Source organism: Aeromonas sp. QDB68 (assembly GCF_027707405.1).
Lineage (GTDB): Bacteria > Pseudomonadota > Gammaproteobacteria > Enterobacterales > Aeromonadaceae > Aeromonas > Aeromonas caviae.
This window is the reverse complement of record NZ_JAPCIQ010000034.1, coordinates 12,495-25,881: the sequence shown is the minus strand read 5'-3', so window position 1 is coordinate 25,881 and position 13,387 is coordinate 12,495. Positions and strand designations below refer to the sequence as shown.

The window sequence follows — 13,387 nt, the reverse complement described above, 5'->3', positions numbered from 1 at the left end:
AAATTTGCTCAGGCCCAGACCGTCAAATGGGGCCCGCAAAAAAAGGCGACCCGAGGGTCGCCTTTCAACATGCTGCTGTACGGGGGCTAATCGCCCTCCGTTTGCATCGAAGTCCGATTGATCAAGCCAGCTTGGTCTCCAGCTCGGCAATTTTGGCGGACCAGTAGGCCGGGCCGGTCTCGTGGATGTTGTTGCCCTGGGAGTCGACCGCCACGGTGACCGGCATGTCTTCCACCTCGAACTCGTAGATGGCCTCCATCCCCAGATCGGCAAAGGCCACCACGCGCGCCTTCTTGATGGCTTTCGCTACCAGATAGGCGGCGCCGCCCACCGCCATCAGGTAGACAGCCTGGTGCTGCTTGATGCTCTCGACCGTCTTGGGGCCGCGCTCGGACTTGCCGATCATGCCGATAAGGCCGGTTTCTCCCAGCATCATGTCGGTGAATTTGTCCATCCGGGTGGACGTGGTGGGGCCAGCCGGGCCGACCACCTCGTCACGCACCGCATCGACCGGGCCCACGTAATAGATGAAGCGGTTGGTGAAATCGACCCCTTCCGGCAGTCCTTCACCTTTTTTCAGCATGTCGGCGATGCGCTTGTGGGCGGCGTCGCGGCCGGTCAGGATCTTGCCGGAGAGCAGCACGGTATCACCGCTCTTCCAGCTGGCAAGCTCTGCCTTGGTGATGCCATCCACGTTGACCCGGCGCACATTGCCACCGGACTCACGGGTGATCTCCGGCCAGTCTTCCAGCCTGGGGGGTGTCAGCTCCGCCGGGCCGGAGCCATCGAGTTCGAAATGCACGTGACGGGTGGCGGCGCAGTTGGGGATCATCACCACGGGCTTGGAGGCGGCGTGGGTCGGTGCGGATTTCACCTTCACATCCAGCACCGTGGTCAGGCCGCCCAGCCCCTGGGCACCGATCCCGAGCTTGTTGACCTTGTCATAGAGCTCGACCCTCAGCTTCTCTTCGGTGGTCTCGGGACCACGGGCAATCAGCTCCTGGATGTCTATGTGCTCCATCAGAGCTTCCTTGGCGAGCACCGCCGCCTTCTCGGCGGTGCCGCCGATGCCGATGCCGAGCATGCCGGGCGGGCACCAGCCAGCCCCCATGGTCGGCACCGTCTTGAGCACCCACTCCACGATGTCGTCGGAGGGATTGAGCATCACCATCTTCGATTTGTTTTCGGAGCCGCCGCCCTTGGCCGCGATACTCACTTCCACCTTGTTGCCCGGGATCATGTCGATGTGCACGACAGCGGGGGCATTGTCTTTGGTGTTCTTGCGGCTGCCGGCCGGATCCGCCAGCACGGAGGCGCGCAGCGGGTTGTCCGGATTGGTATAGGCGCGGCGGGTGCCCTCATCCACCATCTCCTGGACCGTCATGTCGCTGTCCCACTGTACCTGCATGCCGATCTTGACGAAGCAGGTGACGATACCGGTGTCCTGACAGAGCGGGCGATGACCTTCGGCAGACATGCGGGAGTTGATCAGAATCTGGGCCAGGGCATCTTTGGCGGCCGGGTTGATCTCGCGGTCATAGGCGGCCTTGGCGGCCTGCACGAAATCGAGGGGGTGGTAGAAGGAGATGTACTGCAGGGCGTCAGCAATGGAATCGATAAAGTCCTGTTTTCTAATGATGCTCATATCATCCTCACTGGTCCTTGTTATCGCTTGCGCGAGCAAGGGCTTCCATATGAGCCGGGCCTTCGGCAGGTGGCAAATGCACCTGGAGCCGGCAGACTGCGGCGTGTTTTTATAACGGTGTTTTTCTTAAAAATGCCGGCGGCCATGATACGCTTGACCACCCGAACCGGCTAGGGAGCCGGGCGCAAACTGTTGCCTATGTAACAAAAAATGAAACCAAGACTGCATATCCACCATTTCGACCCGCAGGCCTCGCTCCACACCTGGTTTGCCTGCCTGCAACACCAACCCTGGGCCATCCTGCTGGAATCCGCCGGCCCCCTGGGGGCTGACAACGGTTTTGACATCATCAGCGCCGATCCGCTTGCCACCCTGGAAACCCGGGGTACCAGCACCTGCCTCACCCAGGATAACCACCAGCACCATCATGACGGCGATCCCCTCGCCCTGCTCGCCAAGACCCAGCAAGCCCTGCTTGGGGAGCGCGTTGAGGATGACTCGGGATTGCCGTTTATCGGGGGAGCCCTGGGACTCTTTGGCTACGATCTGGGCCGACGATTCGAGCGTCTGCCCGCAGTGGCGCAACAGGACATCCAAGTGCCCGACATGGCGGTCGGGATCTACGACTGGGCGCTGCTGCGAAATGTCGCGACGGGACACTGGCAACTGGCCCACTGGGGTGATGAAGCCGGCCTCGCCCGCAGGCTCGACTGGCTGATGGCGCAGCGCGAACGAACCACCCTCCCCCTTCGCCTGACCGGCCCCTGGCAGAGCAACATGACGCGGGCCGAATACGGGGACAAGTTTGCCCGTATCCAGGCCTATCTGGCGGCGGGGGATTGTTACCAAATCAACCTGACCCAGCGCTTCAGCGCCCCTTATCAGGGAGATGAATGGTCCGCCTATCTAACCCTGAGCGCCGCCAACAAGGCGCCGTTCTCCGCCTTTGTCCGCCTGCCGCACAGCGCCATTCTGAGCCTCTCCCCGGAGCGTTTCCTGCTGCTCGACAAGCGCCATATCGAGACCAAGCCCATCAAGGGCACCCGGCCTCGCCACCCGGATCCCGCCCAGGATGCCAGGGTGGCCGAGTCACTCGCCAGCGCCGACAAGGACAGATCGGAGAACCTGATGATCGTCGATCTGCTGCGCAACGACATCGGCCGGGTGAGCCTGCCGGGATCGGTCACTGTGCCGCATCTCTTTGCCGTGGAATCCTTCCCGGCGGTGCATCATCTGGTCTCCACCATTCACGGAGAACTGGATGCGCGCTGGCAAGAAGTGGATCTGCTGCGGGCCTGCTTCCCCGGCGGCTCCATCACAGGGGCTCCCAAGATCCGGGCGATGGAGATCATCGAGGAGCTGGAGCCGGTGCGGCGCAATGCCTACTGCGGCAGCATCGGTTATCTGAGTCAGCACGGAAGGATGGATACCAGCATCTGCATCCGTACCCTGATCGTCGAAGCCGGTCAGCTGCACTGCTGGGCGGGGGGCGGCATCATCGCCGACTCCGATCCCGACGCCGAATATCAGGAAACCTACGACAAGGTGGCCCGTATCCTGCCACTGCTCGATGCCCTTTGATCCCATCCGGCCCTGCGGGGCCGACACAAGGAGACCCATGGAGATGACGAGTGCCGAGCTGCTGACCCGCTTTTTGCTGCAGCGCCCCGCCTCCGCCCATCGCCTGGCACTGGCCGGGCTCAAACCTGCTGCCGTGTTGATCCCCCTGGTGGAGCGCCCCGAGGGCCTGCACCTGCTGCTGACGCGCCGCAGCGCCGCCCTGCGCCACCACCCGGGACAGATCAGCTTTCCCGGCGGGCGCCAGGACCCGGAAGACCGGGACCTCATTCACACCGCGCTCAGGGAAACCGAGGAGGAGCTTGGCATTCCCCCCTCCCAGATCCGGATCATCGGCAGCCTCACCCCTCTCAATACCGTCTCGCGCTACGATGTGCTGCCGGTCCTCGCCATGCTCGACCCAGGCTACGGGCTGACCCTGAGCCAGGACGAGGTGGCCCAGGCCTTCGAAGTCCCCCTCGCCCACGTGCTGGATCCGGGGCAGCACATAGCCCTGAGCCTGCCAAGGGCGGACGGACGTCACACCATCTATTGGATCCCTTGGGAGCAATCTTTCATCTGGGGAGCCACTGCCAGCATGATCCGCCAGCTTGCCCAACACATCTCGGCATAACATTTCGACAACATGATGAGGTGGGAAATTATCCAGCTAACATTCAAATAACACTGCATTTGATAAATAAATTTTTATTTTTTATTCTTTTGATCACATTTCTACAAGAAAGTACGGGTTTTAGCCGCACAAAGGTGAATTTGATCAACATTTTTGATTAAAAAGAAAGTATTCTTGCGCCGACTAATTAAAACCACACATTCGGGGTGAGATACATGTCCAATACTGTCACTGGCGCACAGGATGTTGCAGCCGCACAGGAGCAAGGAATCAGCTCGGTCCAATCTCGCGCTTGGAGTAAACAAGACAACACCTGGGTGATCAGCCTGTTCGGTACCGCCGTCGGTGCAGGCATCCTGTTCCTGCCCATCAACGCCGGCATGGGTGGCTTCTGGCCGCTGGTAGTGATGGCGCTGCTGGTCGGCCCCATGACCTACCTGGCACACCGTGGTCTGGCGCGCTTCGTGCTCTCCTCCAAGCAGCCCAATGCCGACATCACCCAGGTGGTGGAAGAGCACTTCGGCGTGGGTGCCGGTAAATTGATCACCCTGCTCTACTTCTTTGCCATCTACCCCATCGTGCTGATCTACGGCGTGGGCATCACCAACACGGTGGAAAGCTTCCTGGTCAACCAGTTGCAGATGACGCCGCCCCCGCGCTGGATCCTCTCCATCGTGCTCATCATGGCCATGATGTCCGTGATGCTGGCTGGCGAGAAGCTGATGCTGAAAGTGACCGAGTTCCTGGTCTATCCGCTCATCGCCATTCTGGCGGGCATCTCCCTGTACCTGATCCCGGACTGGACCGGTGCGGCCCTGAATGAAATGCCGAGCACCAAGGATTTCGCCACCACCCTGTGGCTGACCATCCCGGTGCTGGTGTTCTCCTTCAACCACAGCCCGGCCATCTCCAGCTTCGCCCTGGCTCAGCGCCGTGGTCACGGTGAGCATGCCGTCGCCAAGTCCGACGCCATCCTCAAGCGCACCGCCATCATTCTGCTGGGCTTCGTGATGTTCTTCGTCTTCTCCTGCGTGATGAGCCTGACGCCGGCCCAGCTGGCAGAAGCCAAGTCCCAGAACATCGCCGTGCTCTCCTACCTGGCCAACCAGCATGCGAGCCCCATCATCTCCTACTTCGGTCCGCTGGTTGCCTTCGTGGCCATCGTCTCCTCCTTCTTCGGCCACTATCTGGGTGCCCGTGAAGGTCTGAAAGGGATGATCGTCCAGAACATGCGCAGCTCCGGCAAGGCACCGAACCACAAGAAAGTGGAGCTGTTCATCATCGCCTTCTTCATCCTGACCCTGTGGGGCGTGGCCGTGATCAACCCCTCCATCCTCGGGATGATCGAATCCCTGGGTGGCCCCATCATCGCCACCATCCTGTTCCTCATGCCCATGTACGCCATCAAGCGCGTTCCGGCCATGGCGAAATACCAGGGTCAGATCAGCAACGTCTTCGTGGCGACCATGGGCCTCATCGCCATCTCCGCCATCCTCTATCAACTGGTCGGCTAAGCCTTCCTGCGATACCGTCGGGCCAGCATCTGGCCCGGCGCCTCCCACAGCCCGGCAGATCTCCTCTGCCGGGCTGTGTTCGTTATGATCATCAGACACTGGACTCAGATGATCAGAGCCCCTCAGATCAAAGACAGCCCTTTCATCCACTCTCTTTCCCCTTGGTGACAGCTTGCCGCTCATATTCCTTTCCCCATGGCACACGACCAAGGCGTGCAGCGTTATCCCGTCATCTGCTGCGCGCCATTTGCCTTGCCAGACAGAACACCAGAGCCCTTGTCCTTACCAGGAACGCCCGATCTTCGGGGTTTAGCCCAGAGAGCCCAGATCCCCACCCAATTGAGCCTTTCTTCAAGGCATTCAAGGAAAATACCGGCCACAGGGCGCAGGCAAACCGCCGAGAGGGCCTTGACCGGGCTTCCCGTACAGCGTCCGAAGAGCAGATGACCCCTTCGGTCACCAGAGGGGATGCCACAGGCCGCCATGCTGACAGCACAAACAGCCCGATATGCCCTGCCGAATGCAGTGCCGGGCACGCGGGTACAGGGAATGGCTTGTTGGCGGTGGCGAGAACACGTAAGGCGGCCAACGGGCCCCTCCCGGGAAATCACACAGGGGGATCCGAGCACTGTCAGTGCCATGACACGGCGAGAAGGTGCAGGGCGCCTGACGCGCGCGCAAATAAAAAGCGCCCTCCGAAGAGGGCGCCTGTGCAGAGCGGAAAGTCTGAGGGGATCAAGCTTCGCGGCTGGGGACCGGGGCGGCATCCAGCAGGCTCTCATCCTCGGCCATGCAGGCGGCCGCAGTGAACAGCACGTCGGTGGAGCTGTTGAGGGCCGTTTCGGCGGAATCCTGCAACACCCCGATGATGAAGCCAACGGCCACCACCTGCATGGCGATGTCGTTGCTGATACCGAACAGGCTGCACGCCAGCGGGATCAGCAGCAGGGAGCCGCCCGCCACACCGGAAGCGCCACAGGCACTGATGGTGGCGACGACGGAGAGCAGAATGGCGGTTGCCATGTCCACTTCCATCCCCAGGGTATGCACCGCCGCCATGGAGAGCACGGTAATGGTGATGGCGGCGCCGGCCATGTTGATGGTGGCCCCCAGCGGGATGGAGACCGCATAGGTGTCTTCCGGCAGGCGCAGCCTCTCGGCCAGGGCCATGTTGACCGGAATGTTGGCGGCGGAGCTGCGGGTGAAGAAGGCGGTCACACCGCTCTCTTTCAGGCAGGTCAGCACCAGGGGATAGGGGTTGCGCTTGATCTTCCAGAAGACGATGAGCGGATTGACCACGAAGGCGATGAACAGCATGCAGCCGATCAGTACCACCAGCAGCTGGGCATAGCCAAACAGCGCATCGAAGCCGGTTTCAGCCAGGGTGGAGGCAACCAGGCCCAGGATGCCGAGTGGAGCGCAACGGATCACGGCCTTGACGATGGCGGAAACCCCGTGGGACACATCGGAAATCAGTGATTTGGTGCTCTCATTGGCGTGACGCATGGCGATACCAAGGCCGATGGCCCAGGCCAGGATGCCGATATAGTTGGCTTCCAGCAGTGCTTTCACCGGGTTGGTCACCACGTTGAACAGCAGGGTCTGCAGCACTTCCGTGATGCCCCCCGGCGGCGTGATCTCGGTAGCGCCTGCCACCAGATGCAGGTTGGAGGGGAAGAGGAAGCTCGCCACCACTGCCACGGCAGCCGCCAGGAAGGTACCCAGCACATAGAGCAGCAGGATCGGTTTCATGTTGGTCTTCTGACCCTGCTTGTGGCCGATGATCGCCGACATCACCAGCACGAAGACCAGCAGCGGCGCCACGGCCTTCAGGGCGCCGACGAACAGGCTGCCGAGCAGACCCGCCGCCTTGGCCCACTCGGGCATGAACATCGCAAGAAGGATACCGAATACCAGACCGACTAGGATCTGGCTAACCAGACTGGTGCTGTTGACCAGTCGAATGAGGGGGTGTTGTTGTGTCATCAAGTAGTCCCTGTGCACTCATGGTGCGTGAATCATTAGTCCTGTTGGCAACCAGCCCCGCGCATTGGCACCGGTCCGTTGACGGTGACGCCGTGGGCAGCTCTTCTGGTGGATCTGTCCCGTTCGCGTGGGGTTGCGGACAAGAATATCCCATCTGCCATGGTTTTTTTCCACATAATCACTGAAAAATATCAGGGTTACCTCACAAAAAATCTACAACAATGTGATAACACAATATCAACCACGGTCAAAATGTCACCAAACCAGTCCGATCATCGGCCACCACTGGGCCAGAAGTGATATGATGACGCCCTTTTTCAGGGAGCCTTGCCATGATCACCTCTTTATTGACCCGACACTTCGGCTTTGATCGCTTGCGGCCCGGGCAGGAAGCGGTGATCAGTCGTCTGCTGGCCGGCAAGAGCGCCGCAGCCATCTTCCCGACTGGCGCGGGGAAATCCCTCTGTTATCAATTGCCCGCCCTCGCACTGCCCCACCTGACCCTGGTCATCTCTCCCCTGCTGGCCCTGATGCACGATCAGCTCGCCTTTTTGCGCAGCAAGGGGATCGCCGCCGCCACTCTGGACTCCAGCCAGACAGCGGAAGAGAGCCGGCGCGTGATGCAGCAGGCCAGCGATGGCAAGCTCAAGATCCTGATGATTTCGGTGGAGCGCCTCAAAAATGAGCGCTTTCGCCGCTTCATCGCCCACATCCCCCTGTCACTGCTGGTGGTGGACGAGGCCCACTGCATCTCGGAGTGGGGCCACAACTTTCGCCCCGACTACCTCAAGCTGCCGGATCATCGCCGTGAACTGGCCATTCCCCAGGTGCTGTTGCTGACCGCCACCGCCACCCCGGCCGTCATGGCGGACATGCAGGCAAAATTTGCCATCGACCGGGACGATCTGGTGGTCACCGGTTTCTACAGACCCAATCTGGATCTGGCCGTCCTCCCGCTGGCCGGCAGTGCCCGCGATACCTGGCTGCGCGAGGAGCTGCACCGGAATCCGGCCGCCCCCACCATCGTCTACGTGACTCTGCAACACAGCGCAGAGCAGTGCGCCGCGCAGCTACAGGCCAGCGGCATCCGGGCATGCGCCTACCATGCGGGGCTCGATCCCGCCCTGCGCAGCCAGATCCAGCATGACTTCATGGCTGGCAGACTCGACTGCATCGTGGCCACCATCGCCTTTGGCATGGGCATCGACAAGGCCGACATTCGCCGGGTCATTCACTACGACCTGCCCAAGTCCATCGAGAACTACAGCCAGGAGATAGGCCGCGCCGGACGTGACGGGCTTCCCTCCCGCTGCACCGTGCTGGCGAGCCGCGCCCAGTTGCCGGTACTGGAAAACTTCGTCTATGGGGATACGCCGGACAGGGACGCCATCGCGCACTTGCTCGATATCGTGCGCCAGAGCGGCGCCGAGTGGGAATTCAGCCTGCTGCGCCTCTCCAACGAGACCAACATTCGCCAACTGCCCCTCAAGACCCTGCTGGTCTATCTGGAGATGGCGGGGGTCATTGCACCGGCCTACAGCTACTTTGCCGAGTACCGTTTCAGGTTCGTACTGGAAAAACAGGCGATCCTCGCTCGTTTCAATTCCGAACGCCGCCAGTTCCTGGAGCAGGTCTTTGCCTGCGCCCCCCAGGCGCGCACCTGGTGCACCATTGACTTCGAGGCGCTGTGGCAGGGATATCAGGGAGAACGCCAGCGCGCCGCGGCGGCGCTGGACTACCTGCAGCAGCAGGGTTGGATCGAGCTTGAAAGCAAGCAGATGACCGAGCTCTATCGGGTGCTGAGCCAGCAAATCGATACCGTGACCCTGGCCGAAGAGCTGCATGGATTGTTTGAAAAGAAAGAGCAGAGCGAGCTGGCCCGCCTTCAGGCACTGCTGGCCTTTTTCACCTCGACCACCTGCCTCAGCCATGAGCTTGCCCGCTATTTTGCCGACGACGCCGCCCCCGAGCGCTGCGGGCACTGTTCCGTCTGCCGGGGAGAGATCGCCGTGTTGCCGCCGTTGCCATCACCGGGCTTGCCCAACGAGCACGGTTTGCGCGCCTGGTGCGATCCGCTGATCGCCCTGTGCCATCAGCGCCATCCCAGGATCCTGACCCGTTTCCTGTGTGGCATCGCCACCCCGCTGACCACCCGTCTAAAGGCCAGGGATCTGGCCGGTTTTGGCCAGTTGGCGAACCATCCCTTCGCCGAGGTGCTGGCGGTGGTGTCAGCCCTCTATCCCGCCGAATCCTGAGCTTGCAGGTTTGGCGCCGTTCAGGCGCTGAAAAAATAAGACCCTCGCGGATGCGAGGGTCAAGCCAACGGAAACGTGCTTAAACAGAGCTTAGTATCTGCACAATCACCCACTCTCTTGCTAAAGCGATGACTGCTCGACACAGGACCAATCTAGAGCAGCCAGAATGTAGCGTCAATGTAAAAATTAGAGCAAAAGCACCAAGCAAGTAACATTACGTTGACGTAAGCGACACGTCTTTTTACCCTCTATTCCCTGCCGCCCTTGCCCTTGCTGGCACCGCCCCCTGACAAAACAGAGCGTCACCATTTTCTCCCTCTGGCACACAAAGATTTATTTTTTATGTCTTTGACATTTGCATCACTGTCGTGGCAAAAATAATTTAACAGTCAGTAACATAGGTATGTCACTTACTGCTTCTTCCCGCACGAGGATCGGGAAGCTCCCGCACAAACTTAAACCAATGATGGCGATGGATTACTGGGGGCTGTTGACTAGGCTTAAGAGGTAAACAGAACAAAAGTAGTGATCCACTCTTTTTCAGGGCAAGCGACTATAACGAGGGCTAAGTTATGGGCATCTTCGAGCACTATCAACAGCGGTATGAGAAGGCCAGAGAGGAGGAGTACAGCATCCAGGAGTTTCTGGATATGTGCAAACAGGACAAATCCTGCTACGCCTCTGCCGCCGAACGTCTGCTGACCGCCATCGGCGAGCCGGAAATGATCGACACCTCGACCAATCCACGTCTCAGCCGTCTCTTTTCCAACCGCGTCGTCGCGCGTTATCCCGCTTTCAAAGACTTCTATGGCATGGAAGAAGCCATCGAACAGATTGTCTCCTATCTCAAACATTCCGCTCAGGGTCTGGAAGAGAAGAAACAGATCCTCTATCTGCTCGGACCGGTTGGCGGCGGTAAATCCTCGCTGGCAGAGAAACTCAAATCCCTGATGCAAAAAGTGCCCATCTATCGCATCAAGGGCTCACCAGTGAATGATCACCCCTTCTGCCTGTTTGACATCGACGAAGATGGCGAAATCCTCGAGAAGGAGTACGGCATCCCTCGCCGTTATCTGCGCCCCATCATGTCTCCCTGGGTCGCCAAGCGCCTTCACGAGTTTGGCGGCGACATCACCAAGTTCAAGGTGGAGAAGGTGAACCCCTCCATCCTCGATCAGATCGCCATCGCCAAAACCGAACCGGGGGACGACAACAACCAGGACATCTCCTCCTTGGTCGGCAAGGTCGATATCCGCATGCTGGAACACTTCGCCCAGGATGATGCCGATGCTTACTCCTACTCCGGTGCGCTATGCAAGGCAAACCAGGGGATGATGGAGTTCGTCGAGATGTTCAAGGCCCCCATCAAGGTGCTGCACCCGCTGCTGACGGCGACGCAAGAGGGGAACTACAACGGTACCGAAGGGCTCTCCGCCCTCCCCTTCGACGGCATCCTGCTGGCCCACTCCAACGAATCCGAGTGGCAGCAGTTCCGCAACAACAAGAACAACGAAGCCTTCCTCGACCGTGTTTACATCGTCAAGGTGCCCTACTGCCTGCGCGTCTCGGAAGAGGTGAAGATCTATGAAAAACTGCTGTTCAACAGCGAGCTGACCGAGGCCAAATGCGCACCGGGTACTCTGGAGTTGCTGGGCCAGTTCTCGGTGCTGTCGCGGCTCAAGGAGCCGGAAAACTCCAGCCTCTATTCCAAGATGCGAGTCTATGACGGCGAGAGTCTCAAAGACACGGATCCCAAAGCGAAAAGCTATCAGGAGTACCGGGATTATGCGGGGGTTGACGAGGGCATGAACGGCCTTTCCACCCGTTTCGCGTTCAAGATCCTCTCCCGTGTCTTCAACTTCGACCACGCGGAAGTGGCAGCCAACCCGGTGCACCTCTTCTATGTGCTGGAGCAGCAGATAGAGCGCGAGCAGTTCCCGCAAGAGCTGCACGATCGCTATCTGGAGTTCATCAAGGGTTACCTGACTCCGCGCTACGTCGAGTTCATCGGCAAGGAGATCCAGACCGCCTACCTCGAGTCGTATTCAGAGTACGGTCAGAACATCTTCGATCGCTACGTCACCTACGCCGACTTCTGGATCCAGGATCAGGAGTATCGTGACCCAGAAACCGGCCAGCTGTTTGACAGAGCGTCTCTCAACAGCGAGCTGGAGAAAATTGAAAAACCTGCCGGGATCAGCAACCCGAAAGATTTCCGCAACGAAATCGTCAACTTCGTGCTGCGTGCCCGGGCCAACAATGCAGGCCGTAACCCCAACTGGACCAGTTACGAGAAGCTGCGCACCGTGATCGAGAAGAAGATGTTCTCCAACACGGAAGAGCTGCTGCCGGTTATCTCCTTCAACAGCAAAACCTCGGCTGAGGAGCAGAAGAAGCACGATAACTTTGTCGAACGGATGATGGAGAAAGGCTACACACGTAAACAGGTGCGGCTGCTCTCCGAGTGGTATCTCAGGGTACGCAAGTCATCCTGACCCTGCCGTGTTCAAGGGGGAGTTATGGCGCATTTTATCGACCGCAGGCTCAACGGCAAAAACAAAAGCGCTGTCAATCGGCAGCGCTTCATCCGCCGCTACAAGAAGCAGATAAAACAAGCGGTCTCGGATGCTGTCTCCAAGCGCAGCATTCAGGACGTGGACAAGGGTGAGAGCATCAGCATCCCGACCAAGGACATCGGGGAACCCCATTTTCATCAGGGTCATGGCGGCAAACGGGAGATGGTGCATCCAGGCAACGACCAGTTCGTATCTGGTGACAAGATTGACCGGCCCAAAGGGGGTGGCGGCGGCCAAGGGAGTGGCGAGGGCCAGGCTTCGGATCAAGGAGAGGGAGTCGATGATTTCGTCTTCCAGATCTCCAAGGACGAGTACCTGGACTTGCTGTTCGAGGATCTGGAGCTGCCGCGGCTGCAAAAGACCCAGCTCAACCAGCTGATGGAGATGAAGACCTATCGGGCCGGCTACACCTCCAACGGGGTGCCTGCCAACATCAACGTGGTGCGCTCCCTGCAAAATTCGCTGGCGCGGCGCATGGCGCTGCAGGCAGGCAAGAAACGTCAGTTGTGTGAACTGGAGGAGCGCCTGGCCCAGCTGGCTTGCGAGCCCAACGACCATTTCGCCGAAATGGCGCAACTTGAAAAAGAGATCAGGGAGCTGAAACGACGCATCGATGCGGTCCCCTTTATCGACACCTTCGACCTCAAATTCAACAACTTTGTCAAACGGCCCGTCCCCTCGAGCCAGGCGGTGATGTTCTGCCTGATGGACGTCTCCGGTTCCATGGATCAGGCTACCAAGGAGATGGCCAAGCGTTTCTATATCCTGCTTTATCTATTCCTGAGCCGGACTTACAAGAATGTCGAGGTGGTCTACATCCGCCACCACACCCAGGCCAAGGAGGTGGACGAGCACGAGTTCTTCTACTCCCAGGAGACCGGCGGCACCATCGTCTCCAGTGCGCTCAAGATGATGAACGACATCATCAACGAACGTTATCCCGCCAACCAGTGGAACATCTATGCGGCGCAGGCCTCTGATGGTGACAACTGGGCCGATGACTCACCCCAGTGCAGGGAGATCCTGATGCGCGACATCATGCCGCGGGTGCGTTACTACTCCTACATCGAGATCACTACCCGCGCCCACCAGACCCTGTGGCACGAATATGAGGCGGTGGCAGAGCAATACGCCCACTTCGCCATGGAGCACATTCGCAAGGTCGAGGACATTTATCCGGTGTTCCGGGAATTGTTCAAGAAGCAAGCGGCTTGAGGGAT

At 59.5% G+C, this 13,387-nt stretch carries 8 protein-coding genes; 6 read left to right on the top strand and 2 right to left on the bottom strand.

What is annotated here, in order from left to right:
- Nucleotides 1–121: 121 nt before the first annotated feature.
- Nucleotides 122–1,645 carry a fumarate hydratase gene (locus tag PG892_RS11955; protein WP_010674897.1) on the bottom strand — a complete coding sequence of 508 codons (1,524 nt, stop codon included), beginning with the start codon at nt 1,643–1,645 and terminating at the stop codon, nt 122–124.
- A 210-nt stretch (nt 1,646–1,855) separates the two neighbouring features.
- On the opposite strand from PG892_RS11955, the gene pabB reads away from it, so the two are divergent.
- The 3 genes from pabB (at nt 1,856) to PG892_RS11940 (ending at nt 5,350) form a co-directional block, all read left to right on the top strand.
- Nucleotides 1,856–3,226, top strand: coding sequence for an aminodeoxychorismate synthase component I (pabB, locus tag PG892_RS11950; RefSeq protein ID WP_052815759.1), 1,371 nt, complete (start codon nt 1,856–1,858; stop codon nt 3,224–3,226).
- 43 nt (nt 3,227–3,269) lie between these two features.
- Entirely contained in the window at nt 3,270–3,836 is a 567-nt protein-coding gene (locus tag PG892_RS11945) for a CoA pyrophosphatase (RefSeq protein ID WP_049636012.1), read from the top strand.
- 215 nt (nt 3,837–4,051) lie between these two features.
- On the top strand, nt 4,052–5,350 hold the full coding sequence (locus PG892_RS11940) for a serine/threonine transporter (RefSeq protein WP_049636005.1): 1,299 nt from the start codon (nt 4,052–4,054) through the stop codon (nt 5,348–5,350).
- A 735-nt stretch (nt 5,351–6,085) separates the two neighbouring features.
- Here PG892_RS11940 and sstT read toward each other — a convergent pair.
- Nucleotides 6,086–7,336 (bottom strand): serine/threonine transporter SstT, encoded by a 1,251-nt coding sequence (sstT, locus tag PG892_RS11935; RefSeq protein WP_010674901.1) that lies wholly within the window; start codon nt 7,334–7,336, stop codon nt 6,086–6,088.
- A gap of 332 nt (nt 7,337–7,668) precedes the next feature.
- On the opposite strand from sstT, the gene PG892_RS11930 reads away from it, so the two are divergent.
- From PG892_RS11930 to PG892_RS11920, 3 genes are all read left to right on the top strand, one after another.
- Nucleotides 7,669–9,591: a RecQ family ATP-dependent DNA helicase gene (locus tag PG892_RS11930; RefSeq protein WP_052815758.1), complete on the top strand. Its 1,923-nt coding sequence runs from the start codon at nt 7,669–7,671 to the stop codon at nt 9,589–9,591.
- A gap of 572 nt (nt 9,592–10,163) precedes the next feature.
- Nucleotides 10,164–12,086 (top strand): PrkA family serine protein kinase, encoded by a 1,923-nt coding sequence (locus PG892_RS11925; protein ID WP_010674903.1) that lies wholly within the window; start codon nt 10,164–10,166, stop codon nt 12,084–12,086.
- A gap of 24 nt (nt 12,087–12,110) precedes the next feature.
- Nucleotides 12,111–13,382 (top strand): YeaH/YhbH family protein, encoded by a 1,272-nt coding sequence (locus PG892_RS11920; RefSeq protein ID WP_052815757.1) that lies wholly within the window; start codon nt 12,111–12,113, stop codon nt 13,380–13,382.
- Nucleotides 13,383–13,387 lie beyond the last annotated feature (5 nt).

Bases quoted from the DNA above. Each gene is read 5' to 3' on its own strand.
- PG892_RS11955 (WP_010674897.1), bottom strand. From the start codon at position 1,645: ATGAGCATCATTAGAAAACAGGACTTTATCGATTCCATTGCTGACGCC.
- pabB (WP_052815759.1), top strand. From the start codon at position 1,856: ATGAAACCAAGACTGCATATCCACCATTTCGACCCGCAGGCCTCGCTC.
- PG892_RS11945 (WP_049636012.1), top strand. From the start codon at position 3,270: ATGACGAGTGCCGAGCTGCTGACCCGCTTTTTGCTGCAGCGCCCCGCC.
- PG892_RS11940 (WP_049636005.1), top strand. From the start codon at position 4,052: ATGTCCAATACTGTCACTGGCGCACAGGATGTTGCAGCCGCACAGGAG.
- sstT (WP_010674901.1), bottom strand. From the start codon at position 7,336: ATGACACAACAACACCCCCTCATTCGACTGGTCAACAGCACCAGTCTG.
- PG892_RS11930 (WP_052815758.1), top strand. From the start codon at position 7,669: ATGATCACCTCTTTATTGACCCGACACTTCGGCTTTGATCGCTTGCGG.
- PG892_RS11925 (WP_010674903.1), top strand. From the start codon at position 10,164: ATGGGCATCTTCGAGCACTATCAACAGCGGTATGAGAAGGCCAGAGAG.
- PG892_RS11920 (WP_052815757.1), top strand. From the start codon at position 12,111: ATGGCGCATTTTATCGACCGCAGGCTCAACGGCAAAAACAAAAGCGCT.